At 72.8% G+C, this 21,776-nt stretch carries 13 protein-coding genes; 8 read left to right on the forward strand and 5 right to left on the reverse strand.

Annotation, left to right across the window (positions count from 1 at the left end; all coding sequences use genetic code 11):
• The first annotated feature begins 5 nt into the window (after positions 1-5).
• Entirely contained in the window at positions 6-2,222 is a 2,217-nt protein-coding gene (locus AB0E91_RS14010) for a bifunctional glycosyltransferase family 2 protein/CDP-glycerol:glycerophosphate glycerophosphotransferase (protein ID WP_361780023.1), read from the forward strand.
• A gap of 19 nt (positions 2,223-2,241) precedes the next feature.
• Here AB0E91_RS14010 and AB0E91_RS14015 read toward each other — a convergent pair whose 3' ends face one another.
• Positions 2,242-2,655: an organic hydroperoxide resistance protein gene (locus AB0E91_RS14015; RefSeq protein ID WP_361780026.1), complete on the reverse strand. Its 414-nt coding sequence runs from the start codon at positions 2,653-2,655 to the stop codon at positions 2,242-2,244.
• Between the two features lie 119 nt (positions 2,656-2,774).
• Between AB0E91_RS14015 and AB0E91_RS14020 the strand changes: the two genes are divergently transcribed.
• Positions 2,775-3,317 (forward strand): MarR family transcriptional regulator, encoded by a 543-nt coding sequence (locus AB0E91_RS14020; RefSeq protein ID WP_361780029.1) that lies wholly within the window; start codon positions 2,775-2,777, stop codon positions 3,315-3,317.
• Here AB0E91_RS14020 and AB0E91_RS14025 read toward each other — a convergent pair.
• Positions 3,259-4,965: a glycosyltransferase family 39 protein gene (locus tag AB0E91_RS14025; RefSeq protein WP_361780032.1), complete on the reverse strand. Its 1,707-nt coding sequence runs from the start codon at positions 4,963-4,965 to the stop codon at positions 3,259-3,261. The genes AB0E91_RS14020 and AB0E91_RS14025 overlap by 59 nt on opposite strands.
• A 113-nt stretch (positions 4,966-5,078) precedes the next feature.
• Here AB0E91_RS14025 and AB0E91_RS14030 point away from each other — a divergent pair, with 113 nt between their 5' ends.
• Both AB0E91_RS14030 and AB0E91_RS14035 read left to right on the forward strand, forming a co-directional pair.
• On the forward strand, positions 5,079-6,386 hold the full coding sequence (locus AB0E91_RS14030) for a glycosyltransferase 87 family protein (RefSeq protein ID WP_361780035.1): 1,308 nt from the start codon (positions 5,079-5,081) through the stop codon (positions 6,384-6,386).
• Between the two features lie 35 nt (positions 6,387-6,421).
• The gene (locus tag AB0E91_RS14035; RefSeq protein WP_361780038.1) at positions 6,422-8,041 is read left to right on the forward strand and encodes a glycosyltransferase family A protein; all 1,620 of its coding nucleotides are present in this window, start codon (positions 6,422-6,424) and stop codon (positions 8,039-8,041) included.
• A gap of 22 nt (positions 8,042-8,063) precedes the next feature.
• On the opposite strand, the gene AB0E91_RS14040 is transcribed toward AB0E91_RS14035, so the two are convergent.
• The gene (locus tag AB0E91_RS14040) at positions 8,064-8,690 is read right to left on the reverse strand and encodes a TetR/AcrR family transcriptional regulator (protein ID WP_361780041.1); all 627 of its coding nucleotides are present in this window, start codon (positions 8,688-8,690) and stop codon (positions 8,064-8,066) included.
• Positions 8,691-8,885: 195 nt separating this feature from the next.
• Here AB0E91_RS14040 and AB0E91_RS14045 point away from each other — a divergent pair, with 195 nt between their 5' ends.
• The 4 genes from AB0E91_RS14045 (at position 8,886) to AB0E91_RS14060 (ending at position 14,637) form a co-directional block, all read left to right on the forward strand.
• Complete coding sequence (locus AB0E91_RS14045; RefSeq protein ID WP_361780044.1) at positions 8,886-9,803, forward strand: ABC transporter permease; 918 nt, start codon at positions 8,886-8,888, stop codon at positions 9,801-9,803.
• Positions 9,796-10,623 carry an ABC transporter ATP-binding protein gene (locus tag AB0E91_RS14050; RefSeq protein ID WP_361780047.1) on the forward strand — a complete coding sequence of 276 codons (828 nt, stop codon included), beginning with the start codon at positions 9,796-9,798 and terminating at the stop codon, positions 10,621-10,623. The genes AB0E91_RS14045 and AB0E91_RS14050 overlap by 8 nt, the downstream gene beginning before the upstream one ends.
• Positions 10,624-10,777: 154 nt before the next feature.
• Entirely contained in the window at positions 10,778-12,982 is a 2,205-nt protein-coding gene (locus tag AB0E91_RS14055; protein ID WP_361780050.1) for a CDP-glycerol glycerophosphotransferase family protein, read from the forward strand.
• Positions 12,979-14,637: a glycosyltransferase family 2 protein gene (locus AB0E91_RS14060; protein WP_361780053.1), complete on the forward strand. Its 1,659-nt coding sequence runs from the start codon at positions 12,979-12,981 to the stop codon at positions 14,635-14,637. Before AB0E91_RS14055 ends, AB0E91_RS14060 begins: the two co-directional genes overlap by 4 nt.
• Positions 14,638-14,738: 101 nt before the next feature.
• Here the strand turns inward: AB0E91_RS14060 and AB0E91_RS14065 are convergent, their stop codons facing one another.
• A complete protein-coding gene (locus tag AB0E91_RS14065; RefSeq protein ID WP_361780056.1) occupies positions 14,739-16,214 on the reverse strand; it encodes a hypothetical protein in 1,476 nt (491 codons plus the stop codon).
• 173 nt (positions 16,215-16,387) lie between these two features.
• A complete protein-coding gene (locus AB0E91_RS14070; protein WP_361780059.1) occupies positions 16,388-21,328 on the reverse strand; it encodes an NAD-glutamate dehydrogenase in 4,941 nt (1,646 codons plus the stop codon).
• Positions 21,329-21,776: the final 448 nt, after the last annotated feature.

Consider the following 21,776-nt stretch of genomic DNA (forward strand, 5'->3'; position numbering starts at 1 on the left):
CCGCCGTGCCCCGCTTCAGTGTGATCGTGCCCTGCTTCAAGGTGCAGGGCTTCCTGCGCGAGTGTCTGGACTCGGTGCTCGGCCAGTCGTACGCCGACCTGGAGGTCATCGCCGTGGACGACCGCTCGCCGGACGGCTGCGGTGCGATCCTGGACGAGTACGCCGAGCGCGACTCCCGCGTCACGGTGCTGCACCTGCCGGAGAACGTGGGCCTGGGCCGCGCCCGCAACGCCGGGATGCCGCACGCCACCGGCGACTACCTCCTCTTCCTGGACAGCGACGACACCCTGACCCCGGGCGCGCTCAAGGCCGTGGCGGACCGCCTGGACGAGACCGCCGACCCGGACGTGCTGGTCTTCGACTACGCGCGCACCTACTGGTGGGGCGGCACCCGGCGCAACGTCCTGGCGCACGTCCTCGCCGAGGCCGGGCCGGGCACCTTCACGGCGGCCGCGCGCCCCGAGATCCTCGACCTGCTGATGGTGGTCTGGAACAAGGTCTACCGGCGCGACTTCGTGACCGCGCACGGCTTCGCGTTCCCGCCCGGCTACTACGAGGACACCCCCTGGACCTTCCCGGTGCTGCTGAGCGCCGGGCGGATCGCGGCCCTGGACCGGATCTGCGTGAACTACCGGCAGCGGCGGCAGGGCAACATCCTGTCCACCACGAGCCGCAAGCACTTCGACGTCCACGACCAGTACGAGCGGGTCTTCGCCTTCGTGGAGGCGCACCCGGAGCTGTGGGTGTGGCGGCCGTATCTGCACCGCAAGATGGGCGAGCACTGCCTGGACATCCTGTCCAAGCCGGACCGGCTGCCGCCCGCCGACAAGGCGGAGTTCTTCCGCCGCACGGCCGAACTGTTCCGCGCGCACCGGCCCGAGGGCGCCGGGGTGACGGGCGAGACCGCGGTGCTGACCGGGACCTATCCGGCGTATCTGGTGCGCCGCCAGGCGGCGCGGGCGGCCCGGGAGGCCCGGCGGCGGGCGGGGCGGGTGCGCGGGGCGGCGGCCGTGCGGGCCCGGCGCGGCTGGACGGCGCTGCACGCGCGGCGCCCGCTCGATCCGGACCTGGTGGTCTACTCGGCGTCCTCGCACCGGGGGATGCTGGGCGACCCGGCGGCGGTGTACCGCGCGGCCGAGGAGATCGCGCCCCGGCTGCGCGGGGTGTGGGTGGTGCGGAACGAGGAGACGGCGGCCGGGCTGCCGGAGGGCACCGAGTACGTGGTCGTCGGCTCGCGGCGCTACGGCGAGGTCACCGCGCGCGCGACGTTCTTCGTCAACGACGTCAACTGGCCCGGCGACATGGCCAAGCGGCCCGGTGCCGTGCACATCCACACCCACCAGTGCACCCCGCTGAAGTACGTGGGCGCCGATCTGCTGGACCGGCCGGGGGCCCGGCTCGGCTTCGACGTGCCGAGGATGCTGCGCCGCGCCGACCGCTGGGACCACAGCCTGGCCGCGAGCCGGTACGCGGAGCTGGTGTGGGAACGGGCGTACCCCTGCCACTTCGCCTCGGCGCGCACCGGCAGCCCGCGCAACGACGTGCTGGTGCGCTCGGGCGCGCTGCGCGGCGCGGACTTCCGGCTGCGGCACGGCATCCCGGCGGACCACACGGTGGTGCTGTACGCCCCGACCCGGCGGGACTATCGGCGCAGCGGCCAGGTGGACCGCCTGGACCTGGCCCGCCTCGCGGCCGGCCTGGGCGCGGGGCACACGCTCGTGGTCCGGCTGCATCCGACGCTCGCGGCCGGTCCGGCGCGCGGGACGGGGCTCGCGGAGCTGGCCCGGCGCGGGGTCGTGGTGGACGCGACGGACGAGCCGGACCTGGCGGAGGTGCTGCTCGCGGCGGACGCGCTGGTGACGGACTACTCGTCGGTGATGTTCGACTACGCCAACCTGGACCGCCCGATCGTGCTGCTCGCGGACGACCGGGCCACGTTCGCCGCGAGCCGGGGCACCTACGTCGACGTCACGGCGGAGCCGCCGGGGCATGTGGCGTACACGGAACGCGACGTGATCCGGCTGTTCGCGTCCGGCTCGTGGCGGGACGCGGACGGGGCCCGGCTGCGGGCCGCCTTCCGGGCGCGGTTCTGTGAGTACGAGGACGGCCGGGCCGCCGAGCGTGTGGTGCGCACGCTGCTGCTCGGCGAGCCCATGCCGGACGCCCCGGCGGCGCGTGTCCCCCGTCCGGCGATGGGCGACGTGCTCACGCCGTCGTCCTGAGGCCGGAGTTCACCGGGTTCTACTCGACGACGAGGTCGACCTCGATGTTGCCGCGGGTGGCGTTGGAGTACGGGCAGACCTGGTGGGCGGTCTCGACCAGCTTGCGGCCGGTCTCCTGGTCCACGGTGTCGGGCAGCTCGACGCGCAGCGTCACCTTCAGGCCGAAGCCCTCGCCCTGCTTGCCGATGCCGACCTCGGCGGTGACGGCGGCGTCGCTCACGTCCACCTTGGCCTGCCGGCCGACCAGGCCGAGCGCGCTGCCGAAGCAGGCCGCGTACCCGGCGGCGAAGAGCTGCTCGGGGTTGGTGCCCTGGCCGTCGCCGCCCAGCTCCACCGGCATGGCCAGGGCGAGGTCGATGCGGCCGTCGGAGGAGACGGCGCGGCCCTCGCGGCCATGGGTGGCGGTGGCGACGGCGGTGTAGAGCGCGTCCATGGGGACCATCCCTCTCAGGAGTCGGGTGCGGCGGCGGACTGCCGCCCTCACGACTCCGAGTAGAGCACGCAATTAAATTGTGCGCAACCAAATGGTGCCTGCTTGGCTATCCTGGTCCCATGACCGCCTCGCCCACCCCGCCCGCGGGCACCGCCCCGGCCCCCGTCGGCATCCCCTCAGCCGCGGCGTCCGCCGCCGAGGCCGACTGGCTCCGGCTCGACCGGCAGATCTGCTTCTCCCTGCACGCCGCGTCCCGCGCGTTCAACGGCGTCTACCGGGTCCTGCTGAAGGACCTCGGGCTCACCTACCCGCAGTACCTCGTGATGCTCGTGCTGTGGGAGCACGGGGATCTGCCGGTCAAGGCGCTCGGGGAACATCTGCGGCTCGACTCGGGCACGCTGTCCCCGCTGGTCAAGCGGCTGGAGACGGCCGGTCTGGTACGCCGGGAGCGCAGCGTGCTCGACGAGCGCTCGGTGCGGGTGCGGCTCACCGGGGAGGGCACGGAGCTGCGCGAGCGGGCCCTCGAGGTACCCCGCCGGATCGCGGCCGCGACCGGCGCCGACCCGGCGGAGATCGGCGAGCTGCGCGACCGCCTCGACCGTCTCACCTCGGCACTGGATGCGGCGGCAGGGGAACTGGAGGTATCCCCGGAGCCGCGCTGACCTCGCCCTTGCGGACGTACAGCCGCAGGCTCGAGTACGGCCCCATCGACTCCTCGACGGGCACGAAGTCCTCGCCGAGCAGCGCGATCTTGGCCCGCTCGGTGGAACCCGCCGGGCTCCAGCGCCCCTCGACCAGGTCCCGGTCGATCACCACCCACACCCGGTCGAGCCGGGCCAGCCGCGCCCGCAGCAGCGCGGGCCCGGCCTCCTCGCCGTACAGCGTCCCGGAGCCGGCGACCGGCGCCGTCAGCGCCACGTCCCGGATGCCCCGGAAGTCCTGCGGATAGGCGAGCGCGGCGTTGCGCGCCTGCGCGGGCAGGAACAGCACGGGGTCCCCCGGCCGTACCTTCGTCGCCGCGACGCGGGCGACGAGGGCGAGATCGTCCGCCCGGTTCGCCGGGTCCCGGTCGGCGCGCAGCAGGGGGAGCTGGTGGAGCAGGGCGAGCGCGATCACGGCGACACCGAGGGCGGCGACGAGGGGGACACGGGGGCGGGCGGCCGGGGCGGCGGCAAGCGGAGAGCGCGGCCGTCTCAGGGCGCCGAGCGCCGATGCGACGGCCCCCGCCACGCGCCCCCGTCCCCGGAGCCAACGACGCCCGTACCGCCGTACCAGCCGGACCGCGGTGTCCGCCCCCGCCGCCACCAGCAGCGGCGCGCCGGACAGGGAGTACAGCACGTACCGGTCGACGTAGAGCGGGGAGAGCTGGGAGGCCAGCATCAGGGCGGCGGGCGGGACCGCGGCCAGCGGGAGGCAGACCCGGGCGAGGGTGAGCCGGCCGCGGGGGGCGGCGAGGCCCGCGAGGCCCAGCAGGGCGAGGAGGAAGCAGGTGCGGTGGACCGCGGTGCCCGAGCCGAGGAAGGCGCGCAGCAGGCCCTCGGCCGTCCGCCAGGTCGGCGGTCCGAGCCACGCGAGCTGGGCCGACTGGGTGCGCGAGACCAGGACCATGGGCAGCAGCGCGAGGACGACCGCGCCCGCCGCGCACGCCCAGCCCCGCCACACCCGCCGGTCCGCGCGGACCAGCATCAGCGAGACGGCGTGGGCGAGCAGCAGCAGGACCGCGAACTCGTGCAGCCAGCAGGCGAGTCCGAGCAGCAGACCGTAGGAGCGCCAGGAGCCGGTGCGCACGGCGCGGGTGAAGAGCAGGGTGGCGCCGGTGGCACCGGCGGCGACGAGGGCGTAGGAGCGGCCCTCCTGGGCGTAGTGCCCGGCCATCGGCGTGACGGCGTAGAGCAGCCCGGCCCACAGGCCGACGCGCGGGCTCGCGAGGCGGGCGCCGAGCGTGCCGACCAGGGCGGCGGTCGCCGCCGCCGCGCACACCGACGGCAGCCGCAGGAACACCTCGTCGGCGCGGACGGCGAGGACGACGTGCATGAGCAGGTAGTAGAGGCCGTGCACGGCGTCCACGTTGTGCAGCAGCCGCCAGATGTCCGGCACACCGCGCCGCGCGACCTGGAAGGTGACGGCCTCGTCCCGCCACATCCCGCCCCGGTCCACACCCCACAGCCCGACCGCGAGCATCACCGTCGCGGGCACGACCGCGGCGACGACCCGCGCGCGGCGCCCGGGCGCCCGGGGGGTCGCCCGTTCCGCCGCCCGCACCGGTACGGCAGCCGTTTCTCCAGCCGCGTCGAACGGCTGAGGTTCCACAAGAGGCCCGACGTTCACCACGGCCCGATCTTTTGCGATGAGACAACCTTTTATGACCATTGACGGCGTATCGGCACGGATACACCATCCGCGCGGATTACGCTCCCCCCTCGATGAAGCGCCCCCGTGTCACCCCCGGCCCCGTCCCCACCCTCGCTGCGGCATGGCTCGCCACCCGCGCCCTGATGCTATGGCTACTGGCGCATTCCACCGAACCTTTGCTCGGTGGCGGCGCGGTGACGCGCGAGGTGTCGCGGCTTTACTTCCACTGGTACGGCGTGCTGTCCAACGGCGCGTTCCCCACCCAGGACACGATGTGGCAGTACCCGCCGGGGGCCGGTCCGGTGCTGCTGGCGCCGGGCGCGCTGCCCGGACTCGACTACCTCCAGGGGTTCGTGACCCTGGTGCTCGTCACGGACGCGCTGATCACGGCGCTGCTGGTGGCCGCCGCCCGGCGTCCGGGGCGGAGCCTGGCGGGCGCGGCCCTGTGGACCGGCGGACTGCCGCTGCTGCTGCACATCCCGCTCGCCCGCTACGACGTCCAGGTCACCGCCCTCGCCGTGCTCTGTCTGCTGGCGCTGGGCCGTTCCCCGCGCCTCGGCGGCGTGTTCGGGGCGCTGGGCGCGCTGGTGAAGGTGTGGCCCGCGCTCGCGCTGCTCGGCGTGCCGAGGGGGCGGGCGACCCGGACGGCGTGGGCGTGGTCGGTGGGCGCCGGGTGCGCGGCCCTCGCGCTGCTCGCCGTCCTCTTCAGCGACCCGCTCTCCTTCCTGGGCGAGCAGGGCGGCCGGGGCGTGCAGATCGAGTCGCTCGGCGGCACCCTGTTCAACCTGGCCCGGCACGCGGGCTGGCCCGGCCTGGTCCGCTACCAGTACGGCGCGACGGAGCTGGTCGGCCCCGGGGTGCGGACCGTCGCCGGGATCTCGCTGGCGCTCACGGGGGCCGTGTTCGGGCTGCTGGTGCTGTGGCGGCTGCGGGCCCGGCGCTGGAACCCGGCCACGCCGTACGACACCGCGCTCACGGCCGTGCTGCTGTTCACGGTGACCAGTCGGGTGATCAGCCCGCAGTACCTCGTCTGGCTGCTCGGTCTCGCCGCCGTGTGCCTGACCTCCCGGCACACCTCCCAGCGCCCGGTGGCGGTGCTGATCCTCGCGGCGACCGCGCTGAGCAGCCTGGTGTTCCCGGTGTTCTACGGCGAGGTGACCGGCGGAAGCTGGGCCGGGGGTCTGCTGGCGCTGGCCCGCGTCGGACTGCTGGTGGCCGCCGCCGTGTGGTCCTTCGTCCGGCTGTGGCGCTCCACGCGCCCGGCGCCCCGGCCGGCCGTGCCGACGCCCGCCCCCGCGACGGCCCCGGCGCTCGCCCCGGCCGAACCGCGAGCCGGTTCCGACGACCGTCTTCCGGAACGACCGCTGAGCATCTCTTAACAGGGTATTACTGGTATTCCTCCCGCTTCCGGCCCATGGACCTCATGCCTCCAGCACCGCAGGACCCGCATCCCGCGCCCGGGGTCGCCGTCGTCGTCATCGGGTACGACGACGCCGCCCATGTGGCCGACGCCGTGCGCTCGGCGCTCCGTCAGGGGCCCGCCGTCGGTGAGGTGATCGCCGTGGACGACTGCTCCACGGACGGCAGCGCCGAACTGCTGGAGCGGCTGGCCGCCCACGACCCCCGGCTGCGCGTCGTGCGCCGGAGCACCAACAGCGGCGGCTGCGGCACCCCGCGCAACACCGGGATCGACGCGGTGACGCTGCCGTACGTGATGTTCCTGGACAGCGACGACCTACTGCCGAGCGGCGCGGTGGACGCGCTGCTGCGGGCCGCGGTCGACGCGGACGCCGAGGTGGCGGCCGGGCTGTGCGTGCGCCGGGAGCTGCCCTCGGGGCGCGAGCACCCGTGGCACCCCGCCCTCTACGCGGCGCCCGCCGTGCTCGCGAGCCCCGACGAGCGCCCCCGGCTGGTCGAGGACACGCTGTGCGTCAACAAGCTGTACCGGACCTCGTTCCTGCGCGAGCACGGCATCCGCTTCCCCGAGGGCCGCTTCCTCTACGAGGACTTCGTCTTCACCGCACGGGTGCTGGCCGTCGCACCGCGCGTCGCGCTCGTCCCGGACCGGGTCTACACGTGGCACGTGCGCCGGTCCGCCGACCGCCTCTCGCTCTCCCTGGACCGGGACGGCATCGACAACTGGCGCTCCCGCACCCGGGCCTGCGCCCAGGCGGACGAGATCCTGCTGCGGGCGGGCCGGGAGACACTGGCGCGGGCGGCCCGGGCGAAGTTCCTCGACTATGAACTGCGCATGTACGTACGCGACTTGGGCTTGCGCAGCGCGGAGTACCGGCGCGCCTGGTGGGAGCACACCCGGGAGTTCCTCGGGCGCTACGACGACGCCGACTGGGAGTCGGACCCCGCGGCGCCGGGCCCGCTGACCGGCCGGGTGATCATGGCGTGCCCGGAGCCCGCCGAGCTGCCCCGGCTGCGGGAGCTGGCCGCGCGTCCGGCCCGCCTCCTGCCGCCGTACGCCCGCGCCGCCGACGGCACGCCGGTCTGGTCGGCCGCGCTGCCGCAGGTGAGCCTGGCCCCGCTGCTGACCCGCCCGGCGAGCGCGCTCCCCGTCATGGTGGACGCCGAACTCCTGGTCCGGGTGCGCGCGTCGCGGCTGCGGCTGCGCCTGCACGAGCTGTACGGCAGGGTCGCCGAGGCGGAGCCGCTCGCGGTGACCGTGGAGTGGCGCTTCCGCGCGACAGGCCGGAGCGCGCGGCGCGCCACGGTCCCGTTCGCCCCCACGGCCCCCGGCCTGTGGACCGCCGAGGCCCCGGTGGACCTCACCGGCCTGGGGTCGGGCATCTGGGACCTCTGTCTGACCCTGCTCTTCAAGGACGGCACCAGCCGGGAGGCCACGGCCCACGCCCGCGACGGCTCCCCGCGTCTGCGCCGCCGCGCCCTGCCCGACCCGCACCACCTGCTGCTCCTGGCCCACCCCTACGCCACCCACTCCGGCGCGCTGGCGCTCCGCGTGGCCACGGGTCCTGCGGGGGCGGCGCGGGTGGCCAGGGGCAGGCTGCGGCGCCTGCTGCGCTGACCGTCCGGCCCGTGGCGCGTCCTCAGAGCGCCTTGAGCGCCCCGGCCGTCGCCCGCGCCAGGCTCGCCAGGTAGTCCTTGGGCAGCTTCGGCGTACGGATGACCACCGCGCGCCAGTACAGCGGCCCGGAGATCAGGTCCAGGGCCAGGTCGGGGTCGATGCCCGGACCGGCCTCGCCGCGCGCCTCCGCCGCCGCGAGAATCCGGCTCGCGACGCTCTCCTGGCTGTCCCGCAGGGCCTTCTGGAAGGCCTCGGCCATCTCGGGATTGCGGGCCGCCTCGGCCTGGAGGTCGGGGATGATCTGCGAGACCACGGGGTGGCGCAGCGCGCGCGAGGTGACCTCGTACAGGAGCCGGAGGTCGCCCTCCAGGGAGCCGGTGTCCGGGGCCGGGAGGCCCAGGACGGCCATCGCGGAGACCACGTCGAGCACCAGGTGCAGCTTGGAGCGCCAGCGCCGGTACACCGCCGTCTTGCCGACTCCGGCCCGCCGGGCGATGCCCTCGATGGACATGCGCGCGTACCCGACGGACGCCAGTTCCTCGAAGACGGCCGCCCGGATGGCCTCGGTCACGTCCTCCCGGAGCACCGCGGCCCCGGCCGGAGCCCGGCGGCGCGGCCGCGCCGGGGGTTCGTCGGCGTTGGTCGTCATGCGCCCAGCATAGGGCGTGACGACGAAACGGTTGCGTTGCGACGTCGATTGGCCCTACTCTCACGATGCGACGATACGGTCCCGTTCCGACGTAAGAGAATGTAAAGAAAAGCGTTCGGACACGCCGGGCGACGACCACTCCCGGCGCGGCCGGGCGAGCGCACACCCCCCTCCCCCCGAGCGAAAGCAGCGGATGTGAGCCAGGTCCTCGACACACCGCCCCCGACCCGGTCCCCGGCCGACGACACCGACCTCGCGGCCCTGGCCGCCCGGTACGGCCTCACGGTCAGCGGCGCCCGCCCCTCCGTCCCGGCCTACGTCCGGCAGCTGTGGGCCCGGCGCCACTTCATCACCGCGTTCGCCACCGCCAAGCTCACCGCCCAGTACAGCCAGGCGAAGCTCGGCCAGGTCTGGCAGGTGATGACCCCCCTGCTGAACGCGGCGGTCTACTACTTCATCTTCGGCGTGCTGCTCGGCACCAAGCACGGTGTCTCGAACTACATCGCGTTCCTGGTCACGGGCGTGTTCGTGTGGACGTTCACGCAGAACTCGATCATGGCGGGCACCCGGGCCATCTCCGGCAACCTCGGCCTGGTCCGCGCCCTGCACTTCCCGCGCGCCACCCTGCCGATCTCGTTCTGCCTCCAGCAGCTCCAGCAGCTGCTGTTCTCCATGGCCGCGCTGCTCGCCATCCTGCTCTGCGCGGGTGTGCCGGTCTCGCTGTCCTGGCTGCTCGCGCTCCCCGCGCTGTTCCTCCAGTTCACGTTCAACACGGGCGTGGCGATGATCATGGCCCGGCTCGGCGCCAAGACCCCGGACATCGCCCAACTGATGCCGTTCATCCTGCGGACCTGGATGTACGTCTCCGGCGTGATGTGGAGCATCGACCAGCTCACCAAGGGCGACCACCTGCCGCCGATCGTGACGCTGATGCTCCAGACCAACCCGTCCGCCGTCTACATCGACCTCATGCGGTTCGCGCTGATCGACAGCTTCCACGCGAACCAGCTCCCGCCGCACGTGTGGGCGGCGGCCACCGGCTGGGCCGTGCTGGCCGGGGTCGGCGGCTTCATCTACTTCTGGAAGGCTGAGGAGACCTACGGCCGTGGCTGAGCAGACCTCCGCGCACAGCGAGAAGACCCCCACCGTCATCGCCGACCGGGTGGACATCGTCTACCGGATCAACGGCACCGGCGCGGGCCGCGGCTCCGCCACCGCCGCCCTCAACCGCATCGTGCGCCGCAAGCAGGCCGAGAAGGCCGCCGGGGTGCGCCGCGTCCACGCGGTCAAGAACGTGTCCTTCGTCGCCTACAAGGGCGAGGCCATCGGCCTGATCGGCACCAACGGCTCCGGCAAGTCCACCCTCCTCAAGGCGGTCGCGGGCCTGCTTCCCACGGAGAACGGCCGTATCTACACCAACGGCCAGCCCTCCCTCCTCGGCGTCAACGCGGCCCTGATGAACGACCTGACCGGCGAGCGCAACGTCCACCTCGGCGGCCTCGCGATGGGCATGTCGCGCGAGCAGATCCGCGAGCGCTACGAGGACATCGTCGACTTCTCCGGGATCAACGAGAAGGGCGACTTCATCACCCTGCCGATGCGGACGTACTCCTCCGGCATGTCCGCCCGGCTGCGCTTCTCCATCGCCGCCGCCAAGGACCACGACGTGCTGCTGATCGACGAGGCCCTGGCCACCGGCGACCGCAAGTTCCAGAAGCGCTCCGAGGAACGCATCCGCGAGCTGCGCAAGGAGGCCGGCACCGTCTTCCTGGTCAGCCACAGCAACAACTCGATCCGCGACACCTGCGAGCGGGTGCTCTGGCTGGAGCGCGGCGAGCTGCGCATGGACGGCCCCACCGAGGACGTACTCGCGGAGTACGAGGCCTTCACCGGCGACGGGAAGGCGGCCGCGCCCGCTCCGGCGAAACCATAGGCACCGAAAAGCCGTCTTCCGGGGTAAGACGGGGGTAGACGCCATGTGTCACGCCTTCGTCACCCTGATCGCGATTATCTGTTTCATCGCTCCGATGACAGTATGTTATGAAAGGTGAACTCTCCGAGACGACGAGCCGAAGGAGCCTTTCCCGATGCCTCACCTCAGCCTGATCGTCTACGGGCCGAACACCCAGGGGCATCTGACCGAGCTGCTCGACTCGCTGGCGACCCACCCGCTCCCGGACGCCGAGGTGATCGTCGCCGCCGTCGGTGACTGGGCGCGGGAGACCGCCGAGGGCCACACCCCCGAGACCGTCACCGTGCCGCTGCCCGAGGGCACCTCCGACGCGGCGGCCCGGGCGGCGGGGGCCGCGCGGGCCCGCGGCCGCTGGCTGCACTTCGTGCACGCCAAGGACGGCATGCCCGCCGGGACGCCCCGGCTGGTCGCCGAGCGGACCGCCGAACTCGACCGGGGCGACGAGCCCGCGGACGTCCTGCTCCTCGACCACATCACCACCACCTGGCGCACCACCGGCGCCCCCTCCCGCGACGGCCGCGCCCTGGCCGTCGCGGGGCGCTCCGTCCTCACCCTGGACGAGAACCCGGGCCTGCTGCGCCTGGCCCCCCTGCTCGGCACCCGCGTGATCGGCACCGCCTTCTGGCGGGCCCACGAGGCCGAGCTGACCGCCGACGACGAGGCCCACGTCGCCCATACGGCCCTGCTCCGCGCGCGCCGCGTCGCCTGCCTCGACCAGGTGGCGTACGAGAACCGGGAGCTGCGCCCGGAGAGCCTGCCCCCGCTCTCCCCCGGGTCCCGGCTCGCGCTGGTCGACCGCTACGAGTCACTGCTCCCGCTCACCGAGGGCCGCCGCGCCGCCCGCGCGGTGCTCTACGACCTGATGGTCCGCGACCTGCTGCGCACCTTCGCCCGTGAGGACATGCCCGACCCCGTCGCGCGTGCCTTCTTCGCCCGCGCCTCCCGCGCCGCCGTCCGCTGGCGCCCCGAGGGCCACCGGCGCCCCGGCGGTCTTGAGGGCGTACGGCACACGCTGCTGGAAGAGGGCGCCTACACGCGCTACCGCGCCTTCCAGGCCGCCAACCGCGTCCGCCGCACCGCCAGGAAGACCGTGCGCGCCCGCAAGCGCCAGGCGGGCGCCAAGCTCCGCGACCACTCCTACCGCAGGGCGCTCGCCCGCCCGGTCGACCCCGGCCTGGCCGTCTTCTCCGCCTACTGGGACCGGGGCGTGGCCTGCAACCCGGCCGCGATCGCCGCGAAGCTCGCCGAACTCGCCCCGCACATCCGCCCGGTGTGGGTGGTGAGCAAGGACAACGAGGCGCTGCTGCCCGCCGGCACCGACCATGTGATCCCCGGGACCCGCCGCTACTGGGAGACGCTGGCCACCGCCAAGTACCTGGTCAACAACGTCAACTTCCCCAACGCGGTGGTCAAGCGGCCCGACTCGGTCCACCTCCAGACCCACCACGGCACCCCGCTCAAGCGCATGGGCCTGGACCAGCGCGAGCACCCGGCCGCCGCCCAGGGCCTGGACTTCGCCGCCCTGCTGAACCGGATCGACCGGTGGGACTACAGCGTCAGCGCCAACACCCACTCCACCCGCATGTGGGAGCGCGCCTACCCGGCCCGCTACACGTCGCTGGACCACGGCTATCCGCGCAACGACGTCTACTACACCGCCACCGCCGCCGACGTGCGCGCCGCCCGCGAACGCCTCGGCATCCCGCCCGGCCGCACCGCCGTCCTCTACGCCCCCACCCACCGCGACTACGAGGCCGGTTTCACCCCCCGCCTCGACCTCGCCACCCTGGCCGACCGGCTCGGCGAGGACACCGTCCTGCTGGTGCGCGCCCACTACTTCTACGGCGGCGCCGCCTCCCCGCTGAGCGGTCTGCGCCGCTCCGGCCGGATCATCGACGTCTCCACCTACGACCCGGTCGAGGAGCTGTGCCTCGCGGCGGACGCGCTGGTCACCGACTACTCGTCGATCATGTTCGACTACGCCAACCTGGACCGCCCGATCGTCGTCTACGCCGACGACTGGGAGACCTACCGCACCACGCGCGGCGTCTACTTCGACCTGCTGGCCGAAGCCCCGGGACACGTCGCCCGCACCCAGGAGGAGCTGACCGAGATCCTCGCCTCGGGCGCCTGGCGCGACGAGAACGCGGCGAAGGCGCGGACGGCCTTCCGGCGCCGGTTCTGCGAGTTCGACGACGGCCGCGCCGCCGAACGGGTCGTACGCCGGGTGTTCCTCGGGGAGCCCGAGGAGGCCCTGCCCGCCGTGCTCCCGCTGGAGGAACGCACCCCCGCCCCGACCCCCGAGGAGGCCCGGCGATGACGACCCCCGATGTCACGGTCACCGTCATCAGCTACAACGACGCGGCCCGGCTGCCCCGCGCGGTGGCCTCCCTGCGCGCCCAGACCCACCGGAACATCGAGATCGTCATCAGCGACGACCACTCCACCGACGACACCCCCGAGGTGGCCCGCCGGCTCGCGGCCGAGGACCCCCGCATCCGTTACCTGCGGCTGCCCGAGAACAGCGGCGGATGCAGCGCCCCGCGCAACCGGGCCATCGACATCGCCCGTGCCCCGTATCTGATGTTCCTCGACAGCGACGACGAACTCCCGCCCCGCGCGGTCGAGTCGCTCCTCGCCGCGCACCGCGAACGCGAGGTCGACTTCACCATGGGCGCGGTGACCCGGGTCCGCGTGGACACCGGCCGGCGCACCACGTGGATGCCCCACCTGGTCGCCGAGCACCGCACCCTGGACGGCATCGCCGCCGACCCCCGGCTGTTCTTCGAGCACCTGTCGACCAGCAAGATGTACGCCCGCGCCTTCCTCGACCGGCACGGCCTGCGCTTCCCCGAGGGCATCCACTACGAGGACCAGCTCTTCTCCGCGCAGGCGTACTGCCTGGCCGAGGCGTTCACGATCATCCCGGACCCGGTCTACACCTGGTACATCGAGCCCTACGCGGCCGCCGCCTCCGCCTCCATCTCCAACCAGCGGCACAAGATCTCCAACGTGGCCGACCGGGTGCACGTCCAGCGCCTGATCGACGACTTCCTGGTGGCGAGCGGGCACGCGGGGCTGCGCGAGGACAAGGACTACAAGTTCCTCAAGCACGACTTCCGGATGTACGCGGGCGACCTGCCCTACCGCGACACCGAGTGGCTGTCCGCGTTCGCCGAAATCATGAACCCGTACCTGGACAGCCTCGCCGACGGCGCCTTCGTACGGCTCCCCCGGCCCGAGCGGGTCGTCCTGGAACTGCTGCGCGAAGGACGCCCGGACGACCTGCGGCTCGCCGCGCGCGGCCTCGGCCGACCGGTGGCGCCGAGGAAGGTCACCGGCGACGGCACGGGCACCTACTGGGGCGGCGCGGTGCCGTCCTCCACGCGGGGGCGGCGCGAGCTGGACGTGTCCGACCTGGAGCTGGAGACCCGGCCTTTCCCCAGCGCGTACTTCCGGCACGAGATCACCGAGCTGACCCCCGGCCCCGGCGCGACGCTCACCCTCGCCGTGCGCACCTACGACCCCGGGCTGCGGCTCCCCGTCGGGCCGCAGCGCGCGGGGCTGTTGCTGACGCCGGGCAAGCGGCGGATGACGGTGCCGTTCCGGCTCGATCCGGTGCGGCCGGGTGTCTTCGAGGGACGGGTGCGGGTGGATCTCGGCGGGGCCCAGCTGCCGTTGCAGGGGTTCGCGGGGACGCGGCATCCGGTGATCCGGCTTCAGCAGCAGGGGCTGAGCCATGAGGGAGTGCTGCTCGCGCCGCTGGAGTTCCCCTCGCTGACGGCCCGGGTGGAGTACCGGTCGGGTACGGCGCCGCACGAGGTGGTCGTGGAGCCGGAGGGGCGGGGGGCCGGTCGGTTGCAGGTGCGGTGGCGTCCGGTGGGGGCGGCGTTGCTTCTGCGGAGGGTGGTGCGGCGGGTTGATCATCCCCGGGTGCGGGGGGCTGCGCGGCTTGTGGCGAGTGTGCTGCGGTAGTTCTCGGGGTGCGGGTGCGAGGTGCGTTTTCGGGTGCGGGTGCGTTGTGGCTGGTCGCGCAGTTCCCCGCGCCCCTTAAAAGCCTGTAGCTGACCTTGGCTTCAATGCTCGACCTTGTAGAGGACCTGGCCCCCCGGGCCTCGCTTCACCTCTCTCAGCCATGGTTCCGCCGTTGACTTCGAGCCGATCACCCAGCGGACTCCGTACCGGCGGGCTATGGCGCGGCGGGTCGCGGAGTCGGTGGTGGGGGCGTAGTAGCGGGTGACCGCCTCGTTGCGGCCGGTTTCGTCCGGGAGGAAGAAGTCGGGGTAGCCGGGGGCCACGGTGTAGGGGCCGTAGGCGGGGATCTGGCGGGACGGGGTGGTGCGGGCCATGACCACGTCGCCGTAGCGGACCCAGGGGGTGATCCAGTGGTAACCGACCCACGGGGTGCGGTACTTGGCGGCGATGGGAGCGGGGAGGTGGTTCCGGTCGATCACATAGCCGAGCGTGCCCGCCTGGGCCCACGCGCCGACCGCGAGGGCGATGCCCAGCAGGCAGGCCCAGAGCAGCCGTAGCCCCCGGCGTGACGCCGACACGGTCTCCAGCGCGGCCGCGAGCTGGGCCGGGATCAGGGCGGCGGGCAGGGCGCGGCCCCAGGAGTAGTGGCCGGTGAGGCCGCCCGCCGCGAAGAGCAGCGCGCCGAGGGTGAAGAAGACGACCAGGACGTCCCGGTGGTCGCGGCGCCAACGGAACACCAGGGCCACCACGCCCAGCAGGACCAGGCCGAAGCGGGGCAGCAGGTCGCTGTAGAGGGGGCGGTGGATCGCCTCCAGGTCGGCGCCCGCGCCGAAGAGGGCGAAGAAGTCGTAGTACGGCCAGAGCGCCAGCAACAGGATGCCCGCCGCCAGGGCCGCGGCGAGGCGGAGCAGGGTCGCGCGGGCGGGGCGGGCCGCGATGACCACGGCGAGGGCGCCGAGGGAGGCGACCACGCCGGAGAACTGGTGGCACAGCAGGATCAGCGCCCAGAGGAGGCCGAGGGCCGGCCACGTCGGCCAACCGGTGTCGGTGCGCAGCGCTTTCGTGAGCCAGGCCCAGAAGTGGAAGGAGAGCCCGAGCGCGAGCACGCTGGGGTACGACACCGTCAGGGCCAGGGAGTTGAGGCCGAGGAAGCCGCTCCAGTTGAAGACGTCCGGGCCCCACAGGAAGACCACGCAGAGGAGCGCGAGCGCGGGGGCGGCGCGGTGGGCGCTCAGGGTGCGGACGTAGCGCCAGACGCCGGTGAGGAGCAGCGCGAGCCCGATGAGGGCGCCGATCCGGAGCACCACGAAGACCGAGAGGCCGGTGACGCGGGCCAGCAGGCCGAGCAGCAGCATCCACGGCGAGTAGTAGGGGCTCGGGGTGTCGGCGTCGACCAGCGGGTTGCCCGGGTCGAGCAGGCTGTGCCGCAGCCGCTGCACGGTGGCCGCGTGCATCCCGAGGTCCCCGGCCCAGGGCAGCCGGACGATCACCAGGAGCATCAGCACGAGGACGAGCGCGGCGGCGGCCCAGGGCAGGGCGCGGCCGGCGCTCGCCGCGCTAGGCGGGGCGGCGCGCATCGGGCCGGGCCTCGGTGCGGTTCAAGGTCACAGGCACAGGCCAGACCCTATCCGAAGGGGACGGAGCAGCAGGAAACGGTAAATCCACCACCGCCTTTTCCCTGAGCGAGGGCAAGAACACGGGTGCCCCGGAACCGTTTCTCCGGTCCCGGGGCACCCTGTGTCTCCGCGCGTCAGGAGTGCGTGCGCAGCAGCGTCCGCATCGTCCGCATCGCCACCGAGAGGTTGGCGAGGTCGAAGGCGTCCGAGCCGCGGATCTCCTCCAGGGTGGCGCGCGCCCGGCTCAGGATCGGCGCGTTCTTCTCCTCCCAGGCCTTGAACCGCTGCTCGGGCGTCGAGGTGCCGTTGCCCACCGCGAGCACGTCCGCCGTGAGGGCGGCGTGGGCCGCGTAGAGGTCCTCACGGATGGAGGCGCGGGCCATGGACTGCCAGCGGTCGGCGCGGGGCAGCTCGATGATGCGGTCCATGAGCTGCGTGATGTGCAGCCGGTCCCCGAGGTCGTAGTAGACCTCGGCCACGTCGAGCGGCTCCTTGCCCATGCGGTCGGCCACCGAGACGATGTCCAGCGCCGGGAAGGCGGAGGAGAACCCGGCGACACGCGTGGCGAGTTCGTCCGGGACACCGGCCGCGCACAGCTCGTCGTACACGTGCTGGTACCACTCCAGGTCCGCGCCGCGCAGCAGCTTCGGCAGCTGCTGCCAGACCTGCTCGACGCGCGCCGCGAAGAACTCGACGGTCTCGGCGAGCTGGAGCGGCTGCGGCCGGTTGTTGAGCAGCCAGCGGGTGCCGCGCTCGACCAGTCGGCGCGAGTGCAGCCGGATCCGGGTCTGGACGGCCGCGTCGACCTTGTTGTCCAGCTCCTCCACCGCGTCCCACACCGGCGCCGAGCAGAAGATCGCGCGGGCCGCGGTCTGGGCGCGGACGATCTCCTCCAGGGAGGCCCCGGTCTCCTCGCGCAGCCGGTGCAGATAGGTCGTACCGCCCGTGTTCACCGTGTCGTTGACCAGCACGGTCGTGGTGATCTCGCGGCGCAGCGGGTGGCTGTCGACCGCCTCGGCGAACCGCTCGCGCAGCGCCGACGGGAAGTAGGCGTGCAGCAGCGTGCGCAGGTGCGGGTCGTCCGGCAGCGAGGTGCGCAGCAGTTCCTCGGCGACCGTGATCTTCGTGTACGCCAGCAGGACGGCGGTCTCGGGGCTGGTGAGGCCCTGGCCCTGGGCCAGCCGCTCGCGGATCTGGCGGTCGGTGGGCAGGAACTCGAGCGCCCGGTCGAGGTGGCCCTCGCGCACCAGGTGGCGGATGAAGCGGGCCTGCGCGTGCAGCATGTCCTTGGACTGCGCGAGGGCGTTGGCCAGCGCGGTGTTCTGCGCGTAGTTGTTGCGCAGGACCAGGGCGCCGACCTCGTCCGTCATCTCCGCCAGCAGCTTGTTGCGCTGCTTGACGGTCATGTCGCCCTCGGTGACCAGGCCGTTGAGCAGGATCTTGATGTTCACCTCGTGGTCGGAGGTGTCCACACCGGCGCTGTTGTCGATCGCGTCGGTGTTGATCCGGCCGCCCTGGAGCGCGAACTCGATGCGGCCGAGCTGGGTCAGGCCCAGGTTGCCGCCCTCGCCGACGACCTTGACGCGCAGGTCGGCGCCGTCAACGCGGATGGCGTCGTTGGCCTTGTCGCCGACTTCCGCGTCGGTCTCCGCCGAGGACTTCACATAGGTGCCGATGCCGCCGTTCCACAGCAGGTCGACCGGCGCCTGGAGGATCGCCTTCATCAGGTCGGCCGGGGTCATCTTGGAGATCTTCTCCTCGATGCCCAGCGCCTCGCGGATGTGGCCGTTGAGCGGGATCGACTTGGCGCTGCGCGGGAAGATCCCGCCGCCCGCCGACAGCAGCGAGGTGTCGTAGTCGGCCCAGCTGGAGCGGGGCAGCTCGAACAGGCGGCGGCGCTCGGCGTAGGAGGTGGCCGCGTCCGGGTTCGGGTCGATGAAGATGTGCCGGTGGTCGAAGGCGGCGACCAGGCGGATGTGCTCGGAGAGCAGCATGCCGTTGCCGAACACGTCACCGGACATGTCGCCGATGCCGACGACCGTGAAGTCCTCGGACTGCGTGTCCACGCCCAGCTCACGGAAGTGCCGCTTCACGGACTCCCAGGCGCCGCGCGCGGTGATGCCCATGCCCTTGTGGTCGTAGCCCGCGCTGCCGCCGGAGGCGAAGGCGTCCCCGAGCCAGAAGTCGTACTCCCCGGCGACGCCGTTGGCGATGTCCGAGAACGTCGCGGTGCCCTTGTCAGCCGCGACGACCAGGTAGGTGTCGTCGCCGTCGTGGCGGACCACGTCGTGCGGCGGGACGACCTCGCCGGCCACCATGTTGTCGGTGATGTCGAGCAGCGCCGAGATGAACGTCTTGTAGCTGGCGATGCCCTCGGCCAGCCACGCGTCCCGGTCCACGGCCGGGTCGGGCAGCTGCTTGGCGACGAAGCCGCCCTTGGCGCCGACCGGCACGATGACGGTGTTCTTCACCATCTGCGCCTTGACCAGGCCGAGGATCTCGGTGCGGAAGTCCTCGCGCCGGTCCGACCAGCGCAGGCCGCCGCGCGCGACCTTGCCGAAGCGCAGGTGCACGCCCTCGACGCGCGGCGAGTACACCCAGATCTCGTACGCCGGGCGCGGCGCGGGCAGGTCCGGGATGGCGCGCGGGTCGAACTTCATGGAGACGTAGTCGTGCGGCTTGCCGCCCTCGGTCTCCTGGAAGAAGTTGGTGCGCAGGGTCGCCTTGATGACGGTCAGGAAGGAGCGCAGGATGCGGTCCTCGTCCAGGCTCGCCACCTGGTCGAGCGCGGCGTCCAGCTCCTCCAGCAGCGCGTCGGTGATCTCCAGCCCTGCGGTCTGCCGGTCCGGGGACATCCGCGCCTCGAAGAGGGAGACAAGGAGCCGGGTGGTGTGGACGTTGTTGCGGAGGGTGTCCTCCATGTAGTCCTGGCTGAAGGTGGAGCCCGCCTGGCGCAGGTACTTGGCGTACGCGCGCAGCACCATCGCCTGCCGCCAGGTCAGCCCGGCGCTCAGGACGAGGGAGTTGAAGCCGTCGTTCTCCGCCTGGCCGGTCCAGGTCGCGGCGAACGCCTCCTGGAACCGCTCGCGGCCGTCCTCGCCAAGGTGGTCGCCGCCGCCCGCGGGCCTGGGCATCCGCAGGCCGAAGTCGTAGACCCAGGCGGTGGTGCGGTCGGCGCGGCGCAGCTCGTACGGGCGCTCGTCCACGACCTCCACGCCGAGCCGGTTGAGGACCGGCAGCACGGCGGAGAGGGAGACCGCGTCGCCCGTGCGGTAGATCTTGAAGCGGCGCTCACCGGGGGCGGCGCCCACCGGCTCGTACAGGCTCAGCGCGAAGTCGTTGCCCTCCTCGCGGTTCAGCCGCTCCAGGTGGACCAGGTCGGCGACGGCCGCGCGGGGGGTGTGATCGGCCTTGTAGCCCTCGGGGAAGGCGTTGCCGTGCTGGTAGCGGCGCAGCAGCTCGGCGGCGCGCTCCTCGCCGCACTCGGCGTTCAGCGCCTCGGTGAAACCGTCCGCCCAGGAGCGGGTGGCCTCGACCAGACGGGCCTCGATGCGCTCCTTGTCGGCGTCCGAGAGCTGGGGCAGCTCCGTGCCCTGCGGAACGCGGACGACGAAGTGCAGCCGGGACAGGATCGACTCGGTGTTCCAGGCGGTGAAGTCGACGCTGGTGCCGCCCAGCTCCTCCTTGAGGATGTCGATGATCCGCAGCCGGACGCCGGTGGTGTAGCGGTCGCGCGGGAGGTAGACGAGGGCCGAGTAGTAGCGGCCGTACTCGTCCTGGCGCAGGTAGAGCCGCAGGCGGCGGCGCTCCTGGAGGTAGAGCACGCTGGTCGCGATGGTCTGGAGCTCGTCGACCGGGGTCTGGAACAGCTCGTCGCGCGGGTAGGTCTCCAGGATCTGGAGCAGGTCGCGGCCGTCGTGGCTGTTGGGCGAGAACCCGGCGCGCTCCAGCACCTCCTCGACCTTGCGGCGGATGACGGGCACCCGGCGCACCGACTCGGTGTACGCGGCGGAGGAGAACAGGCCGAGGAAGCGGCGCTCCCCGATCACGTTGCCCTCGGCGTCGAACTTCTTGACGCCGATGTAGTCCAGGTAGGACGGGCGGTGCACGGTGGCGCGGCTGTTGGCCTTGGTCAGCACGAGCAGGCGGTGCTCGCGGGCCTTGGCGCGGGCGTCGGCCGGGAGCCGCTCGAAGGAGGGGCTGACCGGGTGCTCGTCCTGCTCGGAGTGGTGCGGGTCGGAGCGCAGGATGCCGAGACCGGTGCCAGGCACGGCGCTCAGCGAGTCGTCGCCGCGCAGCTGGTACTCGCGGTAGCCGAGGAAGGTGAAGTGGTCGGCGGCGAGCCAGCGCAGCAGCTCACGGGCCTCCTCGGCCTCGGGTCCCGGCAGGTCGGCGGGGCGGGGCTCGCTCTCCAGGTCGTCCGCGATCCGGATCGCGGTCTCCCGCATCTTCTCCCAGTCCTCGACGGCCTCGCGGACGTCGGACAGGACGCGGAGCAGGTCGGCGGAGATCTGCTTGAGGTCGGCGCGGTCGGTCTCGCGGTCGATCTCGACGTGGATCCAGGACTCGACGTGCGCGTCGTGCGGGAGCTCGGCGCCGGGGGCCGGCTTGGGCAGCACCTCGATGAGCTTGCCGGTCACGTCCCGGCGCACGACGAACTGCGGGTGGATCACGACATGGATGCCGCGGCCCTGGCGGGTCAGCTCATTGGTGACCGAGTCGACCAGGAAGGGCATGTCGTCGGTGACGACCTCCACCACGGTGTGGCTGCACGTCCACCCGTTCTCTTCCACGGTCGGGGTGTGCACCCGCACGTTGGCGGTGCCCTGGGGGCGGTTCTCGGCGAGCCGGTAGTGGGAGAGAGCGGCACCGAAGGCGTCGACCGGGTCGCGGTCGGTGAGGTCTTCCGGGGCCGTGTGCAGGTAGTAGCGCTGGAGGAACGCGAGCACGGACTCGCTGTCGGGGGCCTCGCTCGTGGTCCCGGTCGGTAGGTGCCCCCCGACCGGACTGTTCTCAGCTACCCGGGCGGCCCGATCGAGCAGCTCGGCCTTGGCTTCGTCCAGCTTGGTCTGCATTGTCCTCTGGCTCCTGTCGCGCGCCGTTGCGTGACGTAGAAGGAAGTACGGTCTCTTTCCCTCCGGAATGACGCCACGGCCCGGGGTGTCCGGTCCGTTCCGACGCTATGCCGCGAGGTGAGATGGGCGGGAGGAATTCGGCCATTGTCGACACGTCTGTCGGGTGCGACGCTGCGCCCAGTGCCGACGTGTCCCGTGCCGTTCCCGGCGTCCTGGAGGCCGCGAGGCCCCTGCCGCGCCCGCGAGGACCAGCGACCGCCGCCCGGCCACGGAGGTGCTCCGTGCGAACCGGGCGCAGGGCAGGAGCGATGACGCTCCCGCGAGATATCGCGCTGATCACGCCACAAGGCTATCGCCCCTGACCCCGGGCCCGTCATGAGCCGTATGTGTACAAAACCGGGGGGTGAAGTTTGACGTTCTGCACAGCGCCGTGGGAGCCGGGAGCGGG

Origin of the sequence: Streptomyces sp. NPDC026659, assembly GCF_040638245.1 — a bacterium.
Taxonomy (GTDB): Bacteria; Actinomycetota; Actinomycetes; order Streptomycetales; family Streptomycetaceae; genus Streptomyces.

What these genes read in the sequence shown, in the direction of transcription:
- AB0E91_RS14020 (WP_361780029.1), top strand. Translation starts at nt 2,775, where the DNA reads ATGACCGCCTCGCCCACCCCGCCCGCGGGCACCGCCCCGGCCCCCGTC.
- AB0E91_RS14035 (WP_361780038.1), top strand. Translation starts at nt 6,422, where the DNA reads ATGGACCTCATGCCTCCAGCACCGCAGGACCCGCATCCCGCGCCCGGG.
- AB0E91_RS14065 (WP_361780056.1), bottom strand. Translation starts at nt 16,214, where the DNA reads ATGCGCGCCGCCCCGCCTAGCGCGGCGAGCGCCGGCCGCGCCCTGCCC.
- AB0E91_RS14060 (WP_361780053.1), top strand. Translation starts at nt 12,979, where the DNA reads ATGACGACCCCCGATGTCACGGTCACCGTCATCAGCTACAACGACGCG.
- AB0E91_RS14070 (WP_361780059.1), bottom strand. Translation starts at nt 21,328, where the DNA reads ATGCAGACCAAGCTGGACGAAGCCAAGGCCGAGCTGCTCGATCGGGCC.
- AB0E91_RS14055 (WP_361780050.1), top strand. Translation starts at nt 10,778, where the DNA reads ATGCCTCACCTCAGCCTGATCGTCTACGGGCCGAACACCCAGGGGCAT.
- AB0E91_RS14030 (WP_361780035.1), top strand. Translation starts at nt 5,079, where the DNA reads ATGAAGCGCCCCCGTGTCACCCCCGGCCCCGTCCCCACCCTCGCTGCG.
- AB0E91_RS14015 (WP_361780026.1), bottom strand. Translation starts at nt 2,655, where the DNA reads ATGGACGCGCTCTACACCGCCGTCGCCACCGCCACCCATGGCCGCGAG.
- AB0E91_RS14040 (WP_361780041.1), bottom strand. Translation starts at nt 8,690, where the DNA reads ATGACGACCAACGCCGACGAACCCCCGGCGCGGCCGCGCCGCCGGGCT.